The organism is Microcoleus sp. Pol11C3 (assembly GCF_036701485.1).
GTDB lineage: Bacteria > Cyanobacteriota > Cyanobacteriia > Cyanobacteriales > Microcoleaceae > Microcoleus.
The window spans coordinates 1-19626 of the sequence record NZ_JAUBQW010000036.1 but is presented as its reverse complement, the minus strand read 5'-3'; the positions used below and the strand labels follow the sequence as shown (position 1 = coordinate 19626).

General features: G+C 46.3%; 18 protein-coding genes and 1 tRNA gene. 8 read left to right on the top strand and 11 right to left on the bottom strand.

Annotation, left to right across the window (positions count from 1 at the left end):
- The first annotated feature begins 32 nt into the window (after window positions 1-32).
- From QUA40_RS11045 to QUA40_RS11030, 4 genes are all read left to right on the top strand, one after another.
- Window positions 33-2039 (top strand): chromosome partitioning protein ParA, encoded by a 2007-nt coding sequence (locus QUA40_RS11045; protein WP_333125192.1) that lies wholly within the window; start codon window positions 33-35, stop codon window positions 2037-2039.
- Window positions 2040-2265: 226 nt separating this feature from the next.
- Window positions 2266-4041: a hypothetical protein gene (locus QUA40_RS11040; protein ID WP_333125189.1), complete on the top strand. Its 1776-nt coding sequence runs from the start codon at window positions 2266-2268 to the stop codon at window positions 4039-4041.
- A 3-nt stretch (window positions 4042-4044) separates the two neighbouring features.
- On the top strand, window positions 4045-4806 hold the full coding sequence (locus tag QUA40_RS11035) for a glycosyltransferase family 2 protein (RefSeq protein WP_333125186.1): 762 nt from the start codon (window positions 4045-4047) through the stop codon (window positions 4804-4806).
- The gene (locus QUA40_RS11030) at window positions 4799-5863 is read left to right on the top strand and encodes an NAD-dependent epimerase/dehydratase family protein (RefSeq protein WP_333125183.1); all 1065 of its coding nucleotides are present in this window, start codon (window positions 4799-4801) and stop codon (window positions 5861-5863) included. Before QUA40_RS11035 ends, QUA40_RS11030 begins: the two co-directional genes overlap by 8 nt.
- Before the next feature lie 304 nt (window positions 5864-6167).
- Here the strand turns inward: QUA40_RS11030 and QUA40_RS11025 are convergent, their stop codons facing one another.
- Window positions 6168-6512, bottom strand: coding sequence for a hypothetical protein (locus tag QUA40_RS11025; protein WP_333036310.1), 345 nt, complete (start codon window positions 6510-6512; stop codon window positions 6168-6170).
- A gap of 67 nt (window positions 6513-6579) precedes the next feature.
- A complete protein-coding gene (locus tag QUA40_RS11020) occupies window positions 6580-7161 on the bottom strand; it encodes an RNA polymerase subunit sigma-24 (protein WP_333125180.1) in 582 nt (193 codons plus the stop codon).
- A 205-nt stretch (window positions 7162-7366) separates the two neighbouring features.
- Here QUA40_RS11020 and QUA40_RS11015 point away from each other — a divergent pair, with 205 nt between their 5' ends.
- On the top strand, window positions 7367-8743 hold the full coding sequence (locus QUA40_RS11015; protein WP_333125176.1) for an NB-ARC domain-containing protein: 1377 nt from the start codon (window positions 7367-7369) through the stop codon (window positions 8741-8743).
- Here the strand turns inward: QUA40_RS11015 and QUA40_RS11010 are convergent.
- Window positions 8702-8869, bottom strand: coding sequence for a hypothetical protein (locus QUA40_RS11010; RefSeq protein WP_333125174.1), 168 nt, complete (start codon window positions 8867-8869; stop codon window positions 8702-8704). The two genes, QUA40_RS11015 and QUA40_RS11010, sit on opposite strands and share 42 nt — an antisense overlap.
- On the opposite strand from QUA40_RS11010, the gene QUA40_RS11005 reads away from it, so the two are divergent.
- Entirely contained in the window at window positions 8868-9209 is a 342-nt protein-coding gene (locus tag QUA40_RS11005; protein WP_333125172.1) for a DUF433 domain-containing protein, read from the top strand. The two genes, QUA40_RS11010 and QUA40_RS11005, sit on opposite strands and share 2 nt — an antisense overlap.
- Window positions 9210-9212: 3 nt before the next feature.
- Entirely contained in the window at window positions 9213-9554 is a 342-nt protein-coding gene (locus QUA40_RS11000; RefSeq protein WP_333125170.1) for a DUF5615 family PIN-like protein, read from the top strand.
- A 1-nt stretch (window position 9555) separates the two neighbouring features.
- On the opposite strand, the gene QUA40_RS10995 is transcribed toward QUA40_RS11000, so the two are convergent.
- From QUA40_RS10995 to QUA40_RS10970, 6 genes are all read right to left on the bottom strand, one after another.
- On the bottom strand, window positions 9556-10194 hold the full coding sequence (locus QUA40_RS10995; RefSeq protein ID WP_333125168.1) for a type I restriction endonuclease: 639 nt from the start codon (window positions 10192-10194) through the stop codon (window positions 9556-9558).
- A gap of 206 nt (window positions 10195-10400) precedes the next feature.
- Window positions 10401-11480, bottom strand: a complete 1080-nt coding sequence (gene fba / locus QUA40_RS10990) for a class II fructose-bisphosphate aldolase (protein WP_333125165.1) — start codon at window positions 11478-11480, stop codon at window positions 10401-10403.
- A gap of 193 nt (window positions 11481-11673) precedes the next feature.
- Window positions 11674-11745, bottom strand: a tRNA-Lys gene (locus tag QUA40_RS10985).
- 67 nt (window positions 11746-11812) lie between these two features.
- Complete coding sequence (locus tag QUA40_RS10980; RefSeq protein ID WP_445301144.1) at window positions 11813-12682, bottom strand: aldose epimerase family protein; 870 nt, start codon at window positions 12680-12682, stop codon at window positions 11813-11815.
- A gap of 137 nt (window positions 12683-12819) precedes the next feature.
- Window positions 12820-14898, bottom strand: coding sequence for a CapA family protein (locus tag QUA40_RS10975; protein WP_333125161.1), 2079 nt, complete (start codon window positions 14896-14898; stop codon window positions 12820-12822).
- A gap of 12 nt (window positions 14899-14910) precedes the next feature.
- The gene (locus QUA40_RS10970) at window positions 14911-15066 is read right to left on the bottom strand and encodes a hypothetical protein (protein ID WP_333125159.1); all 156 of its coding nucleotides are present in this window, start codon (window positions 15064-15066) and stop codon (window positions 14911-14913) included.
- 752 nt (window positions 15067-15818) lie between these two features.
- On the opposite strand from QUA40_RS10970, the gene QUA40_RS10965 reads away from it, so the two are divergent.
- Window positions 15819-16130 carry a DUF6679 family protein gene (locus QUA40_RS10965; RefSeq protein ID WP_006633466.1) on the top strand — a complete coding sequence of 104 codons (312 nt, stop codon included), beginning with the start codon at window positions 15819-15821 and terminating at the stop codon, window positions 16128-16130.
- A 460-nt stretch (window positions 16131-16590) separates the two neighbouring features.
- On the opposite strand, the gene QUA40_RS10960 is transcribed toward QUA40_RS10965, so the two are convergent.
- Both QUA40_RS10960 and QUA40_RS10955 read right to left on the bottom strand, forming a co-directional pair.
- The gene (locus QUA40_RS10960) at window positions 16591-18213 is read right to left on the bottom strand and encodes an MBL fold metallo-hydrolase (protein WP_333125156.1); all 1623 of its coding nucleotides are present in this window, start codon (window positions 18211-18213) and stop codon (window positions 16591-16593) included.
- 1115 nt (window positions 18214-19328) lie between these two features.
- Window positions 19329-19626, bottom strand: a 298-nt coding sequence (locus tag QUA40_RS10955) for a transposase (protein WP_333125153.1), incomplete at its 5' end; no start/stop codon positions are given.

The following is a 19626-nucleotide window of genomic DNA, read 5'->3' as shown; positions in this document are numbered from 1 at the left end:
ACAACGAACAACTAACAATTGAGAAGTAACAAATGGCTATGAAATCGGTAATACTTTCTGAGCAACCAATCATTCTCGAAAAACCAGCGATTTGGTCGCACTTGTTTTTGTGGATGATCATGCTGATGACCACTTCTGCTGTAGTTTGGGCCTATTTTGCTAGCGTAGAGCAAGCTGTCCCCGCTGTGGGCCAATTAGAACTCAAAGATGGTGCTAGAGACATCCAAGCACCTGCTACGGGCGCTGTGGTGAGACTTCACGTTGAAAATGGCGATCGTGTGGAAAAAAACCAGCCTCTGCTCACTTTCAACCCCCTTGCACCCAGTGCCGATTTAACATCGATACAGAAAACTAAAGAAGCTCTGGAAAAGGAAAATAAATTTTACGAAGATGTTGTCAACGGCAAAATTCAAGGCGCTATTCCTTCTAACCTAGAATCAACAATCAAGGATAGACAGAGCCTCACGGCACAAAACCAAGTGCTGCAAGCTTTGATTGACGAACTGTACCTCAATCGGGGAGCTAGCGGAAATTTTGATGCAGCCCAGCAAGGACTTTATGTTAATTATCGATCGGAGTTTCTGTCTCGCGTAGCCGCAGCCCAAGGGCAAGTTCAGGAGTTGGAAAAACAACTCAAGCAAGCTGAGGATGCTGAGAAAGCAGCAGGCGATCAAATGACCGTAGCACAGCAACAATTGGGTTTTGCCCAAAACCAATTAAATTATGCCCAGCAGCAGTTAACTTCATCGAAAGAGCAAGTAAAATCGGCGGAAGCCCAGAAAGATTTAGCCCAAGAACAGTTAGCGAAATCTCAACAAGTATTGAAGTCGAATCAAAACATTCTAGGCAGACTAGGCCCCCTGGTAGACGAAGGAGCCATCGCTGAACTGCAAAAAGAAAAACAGGAACAAGATGTTTTCAGAGGCCAAAGCGACGTTCTCAAACAGCAAGATCAAATCAAGCAGCGCGAAGGTGAAATCAACTCTCGCAAAGGCGAAATTAACACGCGCCTAGGTGAAATAAATACGCGCCGAGGCGAAATTAACGCGCGTCAAGGTGATATCCAAAAAATTACTGCTGAAATACAGCGTCAGCAAGGAGAGCAAGCACGCATTCAGGAGTCCATCAGCCGCGCCGAAGAACAGTTGAAAAACACCAAGGATTCCTGGGCGAAAGAACTTTATACCAAAATTGCTGAAAACCAGAAACAAATTGCCAGCAGTGATTCTCAGCTAAGCCGCTTCAAAGTGGAAAACCTGAAAAAGTTGTCCGAGGTGAACGGTCAGCTAGAAAAGGCTCAACAAAACCGCGACACTCAAATTTTGAAGTCTCCTGTATCGGGGGTAATCTTTGATTTAAAGCCTTCTACGAAGGAGAAATCTAAGTTGGATATGGCTAAAGATCCTATCTGCCAATCCATTATTAACTCAGTGATCAAACCGGGTGAACCGCGCCCAAAACGCTGCGAAGAAGCTTATTACGAAGCCCAGCAAACAGAGAAGCTACTCAAGGTTTTGGATGACGAAAACGGTCTGGAAGCAGTTGTTTACCTAGAAAACAGCAATGTGGCTCTGGTATTGGATGCTTTGAGACAGAAGCGGGAAAAATTGGAGCCGTATCACGGCAAACAATTAGACGGAGAAAAGGTTGACTGCGAAAAAGGTAAAAGTTGCGTTTGTCCAGAGAAGGAAATTAACAGAGAGAAACTGGGTTTGACAAAATACCAATGCGTTCCTGTGGAAGTGAATGTAGAAGCTTTCCCGGCTATGGAGTTTGGTACTGCTGAGGGTGAAGTGAAAGAGATTAGCAGCGATGCTGAGCCTCCTACCGAACTGCGGAAATACTACGCTTTCAAAACCAAAATTAAGCTCAAGAATCAAAAGTTTGTTTTGAACAAGGGTAAGCCCAATCAAGTGGAGGTTAACTTGCAGTCGGGAATGTCCGTGAGTTCTAATATCAATATCGGCAAGCGGACTGTTTTGCAGATGTTTATCAACCGATTTACTGGGAAACTGGATACGTTCAAGACTGTTAAGTAATTCGGTTAACCGAATTGAACGCGAGACTTTTAGGCTGTTCGGAAACCCGGTTTCTTGAAGAAACCGGGTTTATAGGTGTTATGTTTTTCAACTTGTTTATAGTAAGGAATGCAAGTCCCGATCGGCCCAAACTATGAGGAGTAAAGTCTTCACTACAAACTTGATAAAAATTATTTAACCGGGTTTGATATAAAATGGTGAGGGCAATCAGTGCGATCGCACTTTCATGAAAAAAATCATCTTATTTACTTTATACCTAATTCCTGTTGTCCTGTTAATCGGATTTGTAGCGAATTTTAGCGTTAACGTTCCCGTTGATGACGAGTGGAGGTTAGCGAGTCTTTTTGAAAAAATAGCTGCGGGAAATGTAACTTTTAACGATTTTTGGGCTTTGCACAGCAACCACCGCATACTTTTCCCTAAAATAATTATTGCGGTGCTGGCTTTTGCTTCCCGATGGAATATTAATTATCAGTTGTGTCTCGGCATAGGTTTGGCTGCGATAACTTTTATCGCTATGTACAAGTTATCCTCAATGCAAGTTAAGAATGTCGCGGATGATTTGTGGCATTTAGCTAATATTTTAACTTGTATTTTGGTTTTCTCTCTAGTTCAGCACGAAAACTGGCTTTGGGGATTTCAATTAGCTTGGTTTTTCGTAAACTTGTGTTTTGTAGCTGCGGTTTATGCGCTGGTTTCACCTCACAAATTAGTACCTAATATTAGAATCTCTATTGCTGCTGTATTCTGCTTTGTTGCGAGTTTTTCGCTCGCTCAAGGCTTGCTGTCTTGGTTGGCTGCGATTCCGGCTGTGGTGGCTTTGGAGGGAAATACAGCGCAGAAACGAAAAAGAGCGATCGCCTGGATGCTGCTATTTGTGGCAACTTGTGCTATTTACTCAATTGATTATCATCCTAGTCGGAAAGCAAATATTATTTCATTGTTGAATAAGCCGCTTGTGCTTATTGATTACTTTTTAAGTTTGCTGGGTTCGCCAATTGTTAGATTACCTGGAATTTCGGCATTGGTGGGATTGGTAATATTTGCTAGTTTTGTATTTTTTGTATGGCATTTTGCGAAGAAGATTTTATCAACTGATTTGGGAGTGGGCGGAGACGGGCAAGATGCCCATCCCACAACTCATTTGGGATTGCTGTATCAGGCTTTGCCTTGGCTGTCAATAGGTTTGTTTTCGGTTTTGTCGGCTTTGTTTATTACGGCTGGGAGGGCCGAATTTGGGGCAATTCACGCGATCGAATCGTCGAGATATACGACTAATTCGATTTTGCTGTTAATTGCTTTGGTTCAGCTAGGGCAATTGTTTGTCAGAGGTAATTATCAAGAAACCAAAGCCACGTTAAAAGGTAATTATAAATTCATTTATCGCGTAGTTGCAGGGCTATTAATTGCTACAATTATTGTAAACTCTCAGCAGGCGATCGGCCAATCTCGCTCGGCACTTCTTTACAAACAAGGCGCTCAAGATTGTTTGCAGTTAATTAACTATCTGGAACCTTCGACTTTTTTCAAAAATTCGCCGGAAAGCTGTTTGAGGGTGCTGAGCAAAAAAACTTGGCTAGTGAGAGAAGGCGCTGCAATTATCGACAAAATAGGTTGGCTCAAGTTCGCGAAAAATGTAGAGTTTATTTCTAATACTGAGAAAGTTTACGGCTATTTAGATCAACCTCAAACCAGCGATAAATCCTTGAAGGTTAAGAAAAATGATGCTGTCAAGGCTGCTGGTTGGGCGGTTTTGCCAGAAAATTTGAAACAGCCTAATATTGTACTGCTATCTGTAGGGGATAAACAATCTTTTTTTGCTAACGCTTATGTCAACTCAGACAGTCCCGACATAGCTAAGAGTTTAAAATCTGAGTTATACAACAATGCGAGGTGGGCTGTCCATTTGTCGGCTAATGATTTGCCGATCGCCAAAACCGAAATTAAAGCTTGGGTGTATAATCCTGTTGACAACCAGTTTGTCCAGTTGCGCGGAGGATGAGGAGTGAAAATTTCGGTGATTATACCAGCCCACAATGAGGAGGGCTGTTTGTACGGTACTGTGCGGGCGATCGCCCAGACGCTCGATTTAGAAGGCATTCCGCACGAAATTTTGATTGTGAATGACAACAGTGTCGATCGAACTATTGATATTTGCCAGGAGTTGTCAGAGACTTTTCCCACAGTTAGATACATCAACAATCAACCTCCGAATGGTTTCGGATTTGCCGTGCGCCGGGGTTTGGCGGAATTTGACGGAGATGCAGCAGCAATTGTGATGGCGGATGCTTCCGACGATCCGATAGATTTGGTAGCAGGATACCGCAAGCTGCAAGAAGGATATGATTGCGTTTTCGGTTCCCGCTTTATCAAAGGTGGCTTTATAGTTGATTATCCAATTCACAAGTTAGCAATTAACCGCTTAGCAAACTGGTTTGTCAAAGGTATTTTCGGCTTGCGGTACAGCGATGTCACCAATGCTTTTAAACTCTACCGCCGAGAAGTGATTGAAGGCGTGCAACCGATTTTGAGCCATCATTTTAATTTGACAGTGGAACTGCCTTTAAAAGCAATTGTCCGGGGTTTTTCCTATACGGTGATTCCTTTGAGATGGTACAATCGGACTGCCGGCATTTCTAAACTAAAAATAAAAGAGATGGGGAGTCGGTATTTGTTTATTGTCTTGTATGTCTGGCTCGAAAAACATCTCTCTCGCGGCGACTACCACCGGACTAGAAAGATAGCAAAGTTAAAAGTGAATGCCTGAGAGAATTTTAATTGTGGGCGGGGCGGGTTTCATCGGCAGTTGTTTGGCAATTGGCCTGAAAAAACTGCACCCGGAAGGGCAAATAATTTGTTTAGATAACCTGCGTCGCCGGGGTTCAGAATTGAATCTGCCTCGGCTTAAAAGTTGCGGGATTCAGTTTGTTTACGGGGATATTCGTACAGCGGCGGATTTAGATCCAGTTGCACTGAATGCTGACTGCATTATAGATTGTGCTGCGGAGCCTTCTGTGCTGGCTGGTTTTAGTTCGCCTCAGTACGTTTTGCAGACGAATTTACTGGGTACTGTGAATGTTTTGGAGTTGGCGAGACAAACGGGTGCGAGTTTGCTGTTTTTGTCTACGAGTCGGGTGTACCCGATCGCCAGTGTCAAATCTGTTAAGCTGTTAGAGTTGCCGAATAGATTTGCGATCGCCCCTGAGCAAACTTTACCCGGTATATCCGAGTTGGGCATATCAGAAGACTTCCCTTTAAAAGGACACCGTTCGCTTTACGGAGCAACTAAATTAGCTTCGGAATTACTGATTGAGGAATACAGAGAAGCATACAATGTGCCGGCAATTATTAACCGTTGCGGGTTAATTACTGGTGCTTGGCAAATGGGTAAAGTGGATCAGGGAGTTTGCGGTTTGTGGGTAGCGGCTCACTATTTTCAAAAGTCGCTGAATTATATCGGTTTTGGCGGCAGCGGGAAGCAAGTTAGGGATTTACTGCACGTTGAAGATTTGTTGAGGTTAGTTAATTATCAGTTAGAACATTTTGCTGAATTTGACGGCGAAGTTTTTAATGTTGGCGGCGGTTTTAGCAACAGTCTTTCTTTGGTTGAGACAACTGATTTGTGCCAAAAGATTACGGGTAAATCGATTCCGATTCATCCTGTTTTGGAAGAACGCGCCGGGGATATTCCGATTTTTATTACTGATTCTTCTAGGGTGATGGAGAAGACAGGATGGCGGCCTGTTATTGGGCCGGAAGCGGCTTTGCAGGATATTTATGATTGGATTGCTGCTAATGAGGTGGTTTTAAGTTCGATTTTGTAGCAATTTTTTGCATTATAGATGTTTTGTGGAATTTGGTAATAAAACCATTTATTCTGTGGTAGGGAAACGGCACTGCCGTGTCCGGCATTAGAACACCGCAGTGCCCATTGGTGTCAACTTAAGGATTGTTGCCGCGATCGCCATTTTTTTGCTGGGGCGATCGCCATCCGTGCAATCATCACATTGTTATTGTAGAAATGGATAAGATTGTGAGTGCCAAAAGAGGTTGGGTTTCCTTGGGTTAACCTAAGCTACAAGGAAGGGTGAGCGCACTAATGGAGAGCAGCAATCACACTTATTCCTTTTATACTAGGCGGACATATTCACGTAGTTGGGAACGTAGACCTTGAGTAATCATTGGAAAATTATTGATTTCTTGAATGATAGAACTCTCCGATCTGCCACTCTCCTTAAGCTTTTGAACTACAGCCTTTGCTAGAGTCTCAACCCCAACCTTTGCAATCATGCTTGAAACGCCTGCAATCAAGGTGAGAGCAACTGCGCCCCCAATCATGCCAAAAGGACCACCTAAAAAAGCTAACGAAGTTGTAATTGCTACGGCTCCTGCATAAGAAGAGGTTGCAACAAGCCCAACTAAGACTAAACCAGCAACTCCTAGACCAGCTAACTTATTGACTATCTCATCCATAATAATTAAGTCCTGAGCTAAACTTCAGATTAATTAGACCTTCAAAGTCAAACTGAACTAACTATCTTTACCCTTTACCTCCAAACAGTTTATATATTGCGTATCCAACAGCAGCCGCCGCAGCAACAGGTGCAGCAGCAACTATGGCAGTACCAGCAATTGCGCCTCCCCCGACAACGCCACCGATACCCGCAAGGGTGCCCATAATTGCAGCACCAGAGGCACCGCCAGCTACCGTTACAGCACCAGCACCAACTAGACCAGCAGCAGCCCCAATGTTTGTAGCTGTTCTTGCCGCTGCACGAGCATCATTCTCTTCCTCAGACAAGTTCGATTGCTCTTTGAACAAAGTTTCATTCATTATTTTTGCCCCCAGATAAGCAGGGCCTGCTGCTAATACCGCAGGAGCCGCCGCCATACCACCACCAACCACACCACCTGCCGCAGCTAGACCCGAAGTAATTCCTGCTCCTGAAGTTGCTGCAACAGTCAACCCTGTTGCAGCACTGGCAGCCGCACCTACCGCAGCACCAGTTTCTGCAACCGCTTTGACTGTTTTAACTGTATTTCCATCAATGCCCATAGTTTTTTCAACAACATTTTCTACAACTTCGTCACCGACTTGACTGGCAAAATCTTCCCAATTCATAAATCAATTTATCCTTTTAATACTTGTCCTATTATCCTTAATAAATTAAAGGTTTGTCTAGCCCAATAATGTTCTATTATGCCGCCAATTTTCCCTCGCTTTTACTTTAACTTTAAGCTAAGTTTGTATAACAATGTACGACAATGTACGAAAATGTTGGCAGTTGTGAGCTACAATACACAAAACTCTCGCATCTCCCTGCCAGATGAATCTTAAAGAAATGTTAAATGTCGCCGATCGCATAGTTTTCGAGAAAACAGGTCAGCACCTTGACGATTTACAAGCAGCGGTACTGCGGGGAACTCTACAACGCGAGACATACAAAGAAATAGCGAAAGACTTTGACTGTTCTGAAAGTCGCATCAGGGAAATCGGCTCGGAATTATGGCAGATACTTTCAGAGGAGTTAGGGGAAGATGTCAGTAAAACAAATTTTCGCTCCACAATGGAGAGGTTGCAAAACTCTAATGCTTTAAACTTTGCAAACAACGTGAGCAGTATTTTCAACATCTGTGCAGAAGGAAGACACCCACCAAATATCCCAAACTCACACCCACCAAATCAGGAAACAGCTAACCCAAAACAAACCAAAACTCTACATCAAGATTTAAGCGAAATGCCAGAGTTGGGTGATTTCTTCGATCGCACTCTCGAACTCCACACCCTCACCACCTGGATTTTACAACAACAGTGCCGCCTCATCACCATCACCGGCATCAGCGGTATCGGCAAAACCACCTTAGCAGTGCAACTCGTACAACAAATCAAAGACGAGTTTGAGTACGCAGTTTGGTACACGCTAGACGAATTCCCCAGTATAGACAAATTTCAATCTAACCTAATACAGCTTTTTTCCAATTCCGAAAAACCAGATTTATCCCCAACAAACCAAAAACGCTTACCGCTGATTAAGTATTTGCAAAACCATCGCTGTTTAATCGTCTTAGATGACGTTCACAACCTTTTTTGTAGCGGCGAATTGGCAGGAAAATATAAACCACAATCCGAAGAATATCGCTCTTTATTCAAACAAATAGAAAAATTATCCCATCAAAGCTGCTTGATGTTAATTGGTTGGGAACAACCGAGAGAAGTGACTCAAGTTAAAAACCAAAATACTTCTATTCACACCTTACAAGTCAAAGGTTTAGAGATCGCCGCCGGACGGGAAATACTGAGAGATTATGGGTTAGAAGAAAGCGACAACAGTGAAACACTCATTCATCGCTACCAAGGCAAACCCCTATGGTTAAAAAGCGTGGCGAATCTGATTCAAGACTTAGGAGGAGGCCTGACAGAGTTATTACCAAATGATACCATATTGTTGCCCGAAGATTTGAAAGATGTTTTACAGCAGCAGTTCGATCGCCTATCGGAACTAGAAAAACAAGTAATCTCCTTGTTAGCGAAAGCAAGCCAGCCAATCAACCGGGCAAAATTGCTAGAAAATGACAGAATTTCGGCTTCAGATTTGCTAAATGCCCTGCAATCTCTATCGCGACGCTGCTTGATTGAACAACAAGCAAATTTTTACACGATTTCACCTGTACTGAGGCAATATGCGATCGCCCAGGCGGTGTAATTGATACAACCATTGCTTACATTGTCCTGCTTCACCCAAATTACTAGGAGTGGCAATGGGCGATCGCGTAAATAGGGCGATCGGTTCGATAGAATGATCGGTAGTCGCAATTCCATTGTTTGCCATGACGCTAAAAGAATTAGAGCCTCAACTGCTGGCACTCTCTGACGACGAAAAAGCTCAAGTCGTTCAACTCCTATCTCAAGGCAAAATCACTCCTTGGCGCGGTATTGAAAAAACGCCTGATGTTTGTGGCGGGAGTGCCTGCATTGCTGGAACTCGCATCACCGTTTGGGGACTTGTAGAAGCTCGTCGCATTGGCTATAGCGAAGCCGAGTTACTCACAAGCTATCGATTACTGTCTGCTACTAATATTGCTAACGCTTGGGCTTATGCTGAAGCCTTCCCCGATGAAATAGAAACAGAAATTCGGGAAAACAATGAAGTGATGGACGAGGATTTGTAGCAGATGGCACGTCTCTATGCCGATGAGCAATACCCCTATCCTGTTGTAGAATTACTGAGAGCTTTAGGACAGGATGTTTTCACTGTTCAAGAAGCAGGCAGAGTCAATCAGAAAATTCCTGACCCGGATGTTTTAGCTTTTGCTACTAGCGAAAAACGTGCCGTCATTACCGAAAACCGTAAAGATTTCTTTCGACTGCACCGCATACAGCCCCTTCATGCTGGCATTATCGCCTGTACGAACGATCGCAATTGGGAAGCACTGGCTAACCGAATCAACGCGGCTATTACAGCAGAAGAATCTTTGCAAGGTAAACTGATTCGTGTTGTGCGCCCTTCACCGTAACTTAGATGGCAGTGATGCCTTGGCCTAAATGCTTCAATACCTGAAAAGCCGATCGCAATTCACTTCGCACAGTATAAATCGAAAATGCCCGCGATAAGCCGTATTCGGGTGTAGGTTGAGCCTTGAGTTTCACAAACAACACATCATCGCCATTGGTCAACATACCAAATTTCGGTTTATCCAAATCAGGATTTGCCATCATGTATGCTAATGCTTGGGGTAACGCCGATCGCGTCGAAATCGTAGTCTTTTTACACTCCAAAACCATTACCCAAAGCTGATTCTGCAAAATCAAGATATCAATTCGTCCCCGCAGGGTTTCTTCCCCATCATCGATCGCAATTTCGATAGCAGCTTCAGCCTTCATCTTGAAAGGTGGATCGTAGAATCCCGCCAGTTCTAACAAAGGTGATGCCACCAGCAAAGTCACTGCCCCTTCTAACAATTCTCCATCTGCCCTATGATATAGCAATCTACGTCGTAGCGTATCCAAAGCAGTCTGTTCAGAATCGCTGAGACTTGGCAATTGGGTTTGCCACTCTGTAAAAAAAGCCTCATCCTCATTTCGGCTCAAATTCAACCTTGATTCAGCCTCAGCCAGGCTTTTAATAGCTTCTGTAACTGCAATAACCTTTGCCATTCGTTCACCTTTGATTCAAACCGTTGAATTTCCCACGAAGATTAGCTTCATTGTAAGCAAAAATAGGGATACTGCTATAGCGATCGCACTTTTCAATATCACTTCTATTGATTTGTGTCCAAAAACAAAAACCGGGCAACTTCAAAGCTACCCGGCCATCCTCACTTTAGACCTCAGACAAATCTAAAATCTAAAACCTAAAATTCTTAAACAGCTACAGTCTTCTTAGCAGAAGAGCTCAATTCGCCCTTAGCATACTTAGCTGCAAAATCGTCCAAAGACACTTGCTTAATCTTGGTACCGTTACCAGCGCAACCGAAAGAGTTATAACGATCGCTACAAACCTTCTGCATATACTTGATCGACGGCTTCAAGAAGTGGCGGGGGTCAAACTCATCGGGCTTGGCAAACAAAGCTTCGCGCACCGCAGCGGTAATCGCCAAACGGTTGTCAGTATCGATATTGATCTTGCGAACGCCGCACTTGATGCCCTTTTGGATTTCTTCCACAGGTACGCCGTAGGTTTCGCGGATTTTACCGCCGTTGCTGTTGATAATTTCCAGCAATTCTTGGGGTACAGAAGAAGAACCGTGCATTACCAAGTGAGTATTCGGCAAGCGGCGGTGAATTTCTTCAATGCGGCTGATTGCCAAAATTTCGCCAGTCGGCTTGCGGGTGAATTTGTAAGCGCCGTGGGAAGTGCCAATCGCCACTGCGAGAGCATCAACGCCGGTTTGCTCAACAAAATTAACAGCTTCTTCGGGATCTGTGAGCAACTGATCGTGAGAAAGCGCACCTTCAAAGCCGTGGCCATCTTCTGCTTCGCCCATCCCTGTTTCCAGAGAACCCAAACAACCCAGTTCGCCTTCAACGCTAACGCCGATCGAATGAGCAACATTCACCACATCGCGAGTAACTTGAACATTGTACTCGTAGCTGGCGGGAGTCTTAGCATCCGCTTCCAGAGAACCGTCCATCATCACGCTGGTGAAACCTTGGCGCATGGCAGAATAGCAAGTGCCGGGGGCATTGCCGTGGTCTTGGTGCATGGTAATGGGAATGTGAGGATAGGTTTCAACTGCCGCCAAAATCAAATGGCGCAGGAAATTTTCCCCAGCGTAGGAGCGAGCGCCGCGAGAAGCTTGCAGGATCACGGGGCTGTTGGTTTCGTCAGCAGCGCGCATGATCGCTTGGATTTGCTCCATGTTGTTGACGTTGTAAGCCGGTAGGCCGTAACCGTTTTCAGCCGCGTGGTCGAGCAGCAGTCGCATAGGTACAAGCGCCATAGATATTCCTCCTAGTTATTTGTGATTTCTGGGCAGTGGATTTTGGACAAGTTCAATTCTTACGATAATATTAAGACAATTTGCCACCGATCGCGCACTATCTTTCCAGATTTACTTAAAAGTTCAAAAAACAAAATTTTGAGTTCCGAGCATTCCACTCAAAACTCAAAATTTTTAACTCACAAATTTTTTATGGGTCGCCCGGGATTTGAACCCGAGACCAATCGGTTAAAAGCCGAATGCTCTACCGCTGAGCTAGCGACCCGCGAAAACATTGTTACCGCACACAATTTCTAATAGTAGCACCCCTCATTTGAAATAGCAAGTGTTTTTTAAATAAAATTTGCAGTCATGCGAACCAGCATCTCGCAAGTCGCTCCCGGCTGCAAATAAATCAAGTGTTCGCCAGTGTTGAGGGCATTTCGAGGAGCAGTCCAAGGTTCCAAACAGTAAAAATCCTTGCCCTTCACCATCCAGAAAACCAACTTCCCATAGCTGGAGTTGTAACTGAGGGTGAGCCGCAAGCCGCAAGCCGCGTCAGTGACAGTAGCAGCAAGACCAGTGAGCTCGTCAAAGGAAACATCAATTTCATCCAGCGTCGGGTCAAAAACCCCAGTGAAGTAACCCTTTTCATGGGTGTTCTGATCTCTATACTGCATCCCCGGAATCTCAAAGCGCAGCTTAGATTTGTCCGTCGCCAAAAAGTAGGGGTGCAAACCACTAGAAAACGGCATGGGTTCGTCAGACAGATTCGTGTATCGCTGAAAAATTTCCAAAGAATTGCCTTTTATCTGATAAGTGAAGGCTAGTTGGAAATCAAAGGGATAAACAGCCAGCGTCTTGTCGCTGCTGTCGAGAATCAGCGTAAGAGCGGCGCAACCCTCCGTAACTTGTTCGCCTATTGTCCAAGGCAAGTCTCGAGCAAAGCCGTGCTGTTTGAGCTGACGCTCCACTCCCTTGTGGGTGTAAGTATTGTCGGGGAGATTGCTGCAGATGGGAAACAGGATGGGAATCCCGCCACGTACAGTTAGATCGGGATTGGCGAACCGTTCCGCGTCCAAATAGAAGATTTCTTTGCCTTCAACCAGCCAGCTAGTGGCAATACCGCCCCGTTCCGGCACAACTTCTAGAGTAGAGTTAGCGGTTTCGTCGGAGAGGATATAGGTTTTGTACTGCTTTTGCTTGAGCGCGATCGCAAACACATTTGTCATCGGTAGTAGGTCATTGATCATTGGTTGTCAGTAAATCAGTCATTAATAATTTGTCGCTGGTATGTTGATGTTCACCCATTACCGCCCCTATCCTCCCCCTGCCTCCTCGTTGTTCCGACCCCCACCGACTAACCAATGCTCCCAGCTATAGGAGGCAGGGCGATCCGGTGCTTGGAGCGTTTGCTGCTGTTAGCTGGAACGATCGCGGAGGCCGACTGCTGTTTGAGTGCGACTTCAAAAGATACAGCCCGACTGGGGGGCAGATAGCTTTGGGGACTCGGCACTGCTCCTTGACTGGGAGAAGGGGGCGAAATAAACGGTTCTTTGATGAAGGGCTCTTTCGTAAACGGATCTGCTTCCCCGCTGGGATTTTGAGGTTGAGTGGGGTAGATGCGCGGCGGCAAATTTTGATTCGGAGGCGGGTTTGATTCAATTGCAGGCCCTGTCCCGTTTGGGAAAAATGAGGAGTTGTCCGGCTGTTGGGGCGCAGCCGGCAAAGCCGGCAAAATCAAAGTTGGTTTGGGTTGTCCGGGGCCTTGCTGATTGCTTTCACCGGAGGTTCCCCCGGAACCCCGCCCGGGCCCGTAAGTACCACTCTTTGCTGCTCCTGGCAATGGAGAATTTGGAGTTTTTGGTGCTAATCCTGGCTGGACTAAGGCATCGAGAACTACAGAATATCCCATCGGTCGATCAAAAATACTAGAAATTTGCTCGACGCGTTTGAGGATGCGATCGGCTGCCGCTCCCTTCACGACCTTCGGCTGAAACTTTTTCACCTCCACAGGCAGAAACTCTACCTTCATATTCCTGTCTTTAAGCGATACTTTCAGGACTGCGGTATCGTAATCCCTGCGAGCATTCCCGCCGAATATAAAATTCCCTAGCGAGTAAACTATCGGGCGGCCCTTGTAAATTTCTGCACCTTGCAGTACCTGGGGATGGTGTCCCACTACCAAATCCGCTCCTTGGTCGATCGTGAACCGAGCCAAATCAATCTGCCAGTCCCCCGGATAATCGGCCAATTCGACTCCCCAGTGGTAATTAACAATAATCCAGTCTACCTGACCCCTAATAGCTCGAATATCCTCGGCCACGCGATTGTTACGGCGGGGGTTAGTGCCCGCTTTCCCTTGGTCAGCGACGTTAAGCTCGGCATCGTAATAACCGAGGTAAGCAATCCGCTGACCCTTAACTTCAATAATATCTGGACGCCTCGCTTCTTTAATATCTCTGCCGGCTCCCAGGTGTTGAATCCCACTATTATCTAGAGTATTCATCGTCTCCACCAGCCCCGGTTCCTCGTAATCCATAGCGCGGCTATTTGCCAGATTGACAATATCCACTCCTCCGGCTGTTAATACTTTCACCGATTCTGGATTCGCTTTAAAATTTAATTGTTTTTTGCCAGACCCCAATGTAGAGCGAGTCAGGGAGTTTTCTAGGTTAACCATCGCCACATCTGCTTGCCGGAACTCGTCCATATTGGCGAAAGCCCATTGGTGATCGTTGGCAGCAGATGCTCCGAGCGCATCCGATAGATTCACATTTCCTCCGAACATCAGCGTTACTGTTGGGTCGTAAGGATTAGCAACTTGCTTTTGCTTTACTACTGGTACCACTTCTAAGGCCGCTTGCACCGTATCCGCACGTTTTGGAGGCGGTCCCGACATTACCGCAGTTTGCTGGTACCCGGATACTGGGGATACTAACCGCAGGGTCAGAGCTTCGTGGTAGCTCACCCAACACCCTAAAATAAATGAGGCAAGTGCCGAGCCCACTAGCAGCAGAGAACGATACGTTTTAAATTTAACCCAATCGACGGCCGGTAGGGAACGGTAACGTCGCCGCTCGCGGTTTGCCGGAGTGACAATTCGCACTGACTGTTTCCAGAGAATGTCTGGTTCTCCAGCCAAGCGCGCGTGAATTCGCACTCCTTCTACTGCTGGCGAGTTTAGTCTCCAGAGTTGGTGGCAAATAAATTTGACTAAGCCTTCCCGGAGAGTGCTCCCTAGTAATGTAGTATCTGGCGCAAATTCGCGCTGAAATTCTACGAGGATTTGGACGCAGCCGGCCTGAGCCTGTTCGACGCGGGCATAAATCCCTTCGGGCCGCAGCAAGCTGTCAATCCAGTAATTCAGGGCTTGAAAGTTGCCCGATCGCGCTAGCTCTAAGATAGACGGCTGCGACCAATTTTCTGCGTACACCATCAATTAGCCTCCTTAATACCCACGAGCAATTACTCCAATTTGTTTTGAACGGAACCGCAATTCTTTTAGCTTAACCGCCACAGGTTCCGCTGCCCGTTTTGAAGCTAGTTGTTGGCCGCCACCATTTTCTACATTTAGGCGCTGCCTGCTGTCAGTGATTTTTATCACACTCAGGTCTGTTGATTTTAGATTTTAGATTTTAGATTGAGTTCACAGAGGGTACTCCGGGCCAGAACCAACGTCGAAACAAGAGGTTTCTGGGGGAATTGAGGCACAAGAGAGGGAGATTTCTGAGGCAGAGTCTGTTTTTATTGTCGCTGTTTGAGTGTCGCTTTAGAGATTTCGCTTTGAGATTTGAGATTTGAGATTGAGCCAAGAGGCGTTAGTGGGCGATCGAACAAAGGTCGAAACAAAAGGTTTCTGGGGGAATTGAGGCAGAAGAGAGCGAGATTTCTGAGGCAGAGTCTGTTTTTATTGTCGCTGTTTGAGTGTCGTTTTGGAGCTTTCGCTTTGAGATTTGAGATTGAGCCAAGAGGCGTTAGTGGGCGATCGAACAAAGGTCGAAACAAGAGGTTTCTGGGGAAATTGAGGCAGAAGAGAGCAAGATTTCTGAGGCAGAGTCTGTTTTTATTGTCGCTGTTAATCGCGATCACGGGAGTCAAGTTCTAATCCTCCGCTCTATGCTGGCAAATGCCTCCGGCGAGGGATGCGACTGGCTGCATAACCTGTAACTGGATAAATGGCGTACTAGATAGATTTGGTGGTAAAATCAAGTTTGGTAACTCCCATCGGTACCAAAGTTTCGGAAAACGTGAAAATGGCCAGTCCATACGGCTGTGCCTTCCGATGTAAAACCCAAAGTACGTTACGGTAAACAGGCCATATTTTAAGCAAGTTAAACTGCGCAGGAGAACTGACAAATGCTACAGCGCAAAATCTATCAACTCTGTTGTGATGGTCGTGAGGTTTCTATTTTTCTTCGAGATCAGCAACGTTGGATAGAGCGCGCTCGTATCCTAGATATTGAAGGGGATCTAGTCACGCTGCGCTACGAAACCGACGAAGAAGACGAAATCAGCTCCTGGGAAGAAATGGTGCGTCTCGAAAGTATTGGAGCTGTGTCCCAGAAGTTGGCTTCGGTGTCCAGAACTAACTGCGAACCCCTAGTTTCTGACGATTGTCCCGAAGCGGAACAAATTCGCAATCACTACCCGGACTCGAATTTGGAATAGTTTTGAACTCGCGCTTGAGGCACAAGGAAAATTTGATAGAAAACAAAACGACTTTTCTCCCTTTTTCCTGGAGAAATTAGGCAAAAAACCCGGTTCAGACCAAAAATATTCTGGGTTGTGACCACATAAGGTATTTTGCCTTTTAAATTTAAGCTTTATGGCGGGCTCTCCTGCCCACCCCACAAGAGCTTAAGTACACAGTAGTTTAAAAATTCAATACGCGATAGCTTACCCCTGCTTAAACGGGGTTTTTTGTCTGGGTGCGTCCAAAACTGTTCTTTTGTTTTCTTTGCCTGCTTGCTGGTTTTGAGGTTCCCGACAGCTTATATCGTTTCCGGTTGCATCGGAATAATAAAATCGAGTCAACAGTTAACACTCAACCATTCAGTTTTTCGACCCCTCCTTCTACAGTCAACAGTCAACAGTCAACAATCATGTATTAGTGCAACCGGAATTGATATTATTCGCCGTCTGTTTCCCCATCTAGGAAAAGTTCGGACTCCGGTATCGCTTGAAACACCGGACAGAAACCGTCCGGGGTAACTTTAAAGCCAAACAAAGCAGATAATTGGTTCCAACAGCGCTGACCGCGGTAGTGCTGGCAATTGCCGCAGCATTCGAGGTTGGCCTGAACGGCGCTGCCTTGAAAAAGCAGTTCCCGCTGGGAGATGCCCCGCAGTACCAGTTCTTCGCCTTGCCACCGCGCTTCTACCAAACCGGTATCGGCAAAATTTGCCCACCGAGGATCGGCTGTAATCGGACTCGGCAAACTAATTGCTACCTCTGTCCCCAATTCGCTGAGTTCTCCCTCATAGTTAGTTTCCGGGATAGCAGGCTGCAAAAACATTTCCCCGATCGGCAGTTCGACAAGTGTTCCGACCGCCGGAGTGTGCAACTGGTATCGGTTTCGCAGCTCGTCCAAGTTAGCTAAGTCAGCCAAATATGCAGGGGAACCGTGGAGCAAAATTACGTGCTGGGGACGCAAATTGTGAATGAGCTGGGTAGTGCCTGGGCCGTCGCAGTGTTCGGCTAGCAGATAAGTTTCGACACTTCTGACTCCAGATTCGGGCCAGTTGCTGACGGGATATCCGGGCTTTTGAGGTGCGAGCAAAATCCAAGGATTTGTGCGATCGGCAACATACAAAGCCAAATCAGCAAACTTGTCTGTAATTACAATACACGGCGTGGAACCCAATCCGGGGCGCTGTTCGGCCGACAACCGGCGGACGCGGGGTTTCACCCTTTCGTCCCAAAATAAAGGTTGGTGCAGAGCAAAATTTTGGACGGCGGTGGGAAATTGGGGCAGGAGTTCCAGATAAGCGTCGCACCCGTCGGCGACAGTGCCGTCCACCCAAATATCCAAGTCGCGGCCAGTAAAGTAGTGGTGGCTGCGGAGTAGCATCAGCAGTTCTTGACCTAAACCTAGCGCTGGCGCGGGCAGTAGTACCGAGTAGCCGTCGGCGATGGCGCGGTGGATGCGATCGGCTAACTGATTTTCCAGTTGTCGGCGGTGAGGGTGGCGCGCCGTGCCGTAACTGCCTTCCAAAATTAACACATCCGGCTTCATCCCCCTGAGTTCTCCCAAGGGCAAACCTTCCACCAAACGAGAATTGGACAGGAAAAAGTCGCCGGTGTACACCAGGGTGTAGGTGCGGTGGGGGGCGGCATAAGTCAGCACCACAGTCGCCGCTCCGGGCAAATGGCCCGACGGGAACAACTGCACGCTCAGTCCCGGCCGCAGTTCGATCGGCGACTGCCAGGGCAGTGCTTGACAGAACCGGGACTCTGGCTGTTGAGACCGGGACGGCCAGTTAAGCGGTAGCAGCCGCGTTGTCACTTCGCTGGCGTAAATTGGCAAGTGGGGGAAAGATTGATGGAGTGCTAGCAAACCTCTGGCGTGGTCGGAGTGGGCGTGGCTGCACACCACGAAATCGGCTGGCAGCGATCGATTTAGTGTCGCTGACAGGGGTGCAATATCCTCTACACCGCAGTCGAGTAAAATGCGGTGCGGCCCCATTCGCACTAGCAGACAGACCCCTTCCTGTGCGTGGCCTGCGCCGTAAGGTAAACAATCGAGATCCATCACTGCGGTTAGCTCCCTGCTTTGCACGCAACTTGCAATATCGCCACATTTAAACATTGGTTGCGACTGCATTCATTCGATCGAGTTCAGTCTCGGACGCTGAAACCGGGTTTGATGAACGAAAACACTTTGTTGCCGCCCTCGCTCCCGGTTAAAAAACCCGGTTTATCACAGTTCTGGTGCGTAAGCCCTGGAGCTAAATGTTTGCTCGAAGGCTCCGGCTCCCGTCAAAGGGAAGTCATTGCACTTAAGATTTGATGCAGCGCCAAGAAAGCGATTTTCCGAAGGCATTGGCCGGACGGGCATTAGGCTTTCGACAAAGTTCATGCTACTGGTTCTGGCATCAAAAGTTACATTTTATTGCACCATGTAAGACCAGCGAACTCGATCTCATATTCTGAGTTTTAAATCTTTTTCCACAATTTGCGCCTGCTAAAAGCTAGTCTTTTTTATGAGAAGATTTTAATTCAGATGTCCAAAGATCTTGATAAAACTTTACAATTCTTCATTTTTAGGGTGCTGAGGGCCGTGTATTGTCCAATCTGAAAAACGGAGAACCAGCATCGTGCGAGCTAACTGATTTTGCTAGGGCAGAGAGAGACTTTATGAGTTTGAGCGGTTGCTTTGTAAAAGTTTGATACATTCTTCTAAGCAAACCTTGTGGGTATCCACGAGAGAGTTTAAATGGCTTTTTGACCCCGCCCAAAAACGGATACAAGTTTCCGACAGTAGTCGCCAGCCACCCAAAGTTGTAGACTCTTGTTCTAGCTCCCAGATTCATCAGGAGTAAATCTCAAATTGTTCGACTCAGCGCGACTCGGCTGAGTGCTCGCCGAACGTCTGAGCATGGCTCGATTGAGCGTCGAACCTCTCGGCGAAGTCTTACGCCGAAGGCTCAAACCTCAAATCTCAAATCGACTGACTGCCCCATAAGAAGTTTGTTTACTCCGCTCATTGACTAGGGGACAAAACCATACGTTCTTTTGTTTTACCCCAAACATAGCCACATCAATCCCGACAATAGACCTCTTGCAGATTAGCCAGCTAAAGCTGTCTGAGCCAATTCAAAGTTATATAACGCAGCAATTATAGTCATTTCAAATAAGTATGAGACATTACACTGCACAATAAGCACGAATAATTTCATCAAGAGATGTGCCAGGAGACGCATACATTTTAGCTCTCTTTAATGCACTAAAATCATGCTCAATATCATTTAAGTCTGGAGAGTATTTTGGTAAAAATATTATCTGATGACCCGCCTCCTCAACCAATAGTCTAATGACCGTCTTACGATGAATGGGTGCATTATCCATAATTAATATAGATGGACTTGTTAAATCTGGCAACAAATATAAAGATAACCATCCTTCAAATCCTTCTGCATTCAAACTACCCATAAAGAGCATTGGT

Excerpts from the sequence above, each read along its gene's own strand:
- QUA40_RS11040 (WP_333125189.1), top strand. The coding sequence starts at position 2,266 with ATGAAAAAAATCATCTTATTTACTTTATACCTAATTCCTGTTGTCCTG.
- QUA40_RS10965 (WP_006633466.1), top strand. The coding sequence starts at position 15,819 with ATGCTACAGCGCAAAATCTATCAACTCTGTTGTGATGGTCGTGAGGTT.
- QUA40_RS10975 (WP_333125161.1), bottom strand. The coding sequence starts at position 14,898 with ATGGTGTACGCAGAAAATTGGTCGCAGCCGTCTATCTTAGAGCTAGCG.
- fba (WP_333125165.1), bottom strand. The coding sequence starts at position 11,480 with ATGGCGCTTGTACCTATGCGACTGCTGCTCGACCACGCGGCTGAAAAC.
- QUA40_RS11045 (WP_333125192.1), top strand. The coding sequence starts at position 33 with ATGGCTATGAAATCGGTAATACTTTCTGAGCAACCAATCATTCTCGAA.
- QUA40_RS10960 (WP_333125156.1), bottom strand. The coding sequence starts at position 18,213 with ATGGATCTCGATTGTTTACCTTACGGCGCAGGCCACGCACAGGAAGGG.
- QUA40_RS11010 (WP_333125174.1), bottom strand. The coding sequence starts at position 8,869 with ATGGCAAACAATGGAATTGCGACTACCGATCATTCTATCGAACCGATC.
- QUA40_RS11025 (WP_333036310.1), bottom strand. The coding sequence starts at position 6,512 with ATGGATGAGATAGTCAATAAGTTAGCTGGTCTAGGAGTTGCTGGTTTA.
- QUA40_RS11000 (WP_333125170.1), top strand. The coding sequence starts at position 9,213 with ATGGCACGTCTCTATGCCGATGAGCAATACCCCTATCCTGTTGTAGAA.
- QUA40_RS10995 (WP_333125168.1), bottom strand. The coding sequence starts at position 10,194 with ATGGCAAAGGTTATTGCAGTTACAGAAGCTATTAAAAGCCTGGCTGAG.
- QUA40_RS11020 (WP_333125180.1), bottom strand. The coding sequence starts at position 7,161 with ATGAATTGGGAAGATTTTGCCAGTCAAGTCGGTGACGAAGTTGTAGAA.
- QUA40_RS11030 (WP_333125183.1), top strand. The coding sequence starts at position 4,799 with ATGCCTGAGAGAATTTTAATTGTGGGCGGGGCGGGTTTCATCGGCAGT.
- QUA40_RS11015 (WP_333125176.1), top strand. The coding sequence starts at position 7,367 with ATGAATCTTAAAGAAATGTTAAATGTCGCCGATCGCATAGTTTTCGAG.
- QUA40_RS11005 (WP_333125172.1), top strand. The coding sequence starts at position 8,868 with ATGACGCTAAAAGAATTAGAGCCTCAACTGCTGGCACTCTCTGACGAC.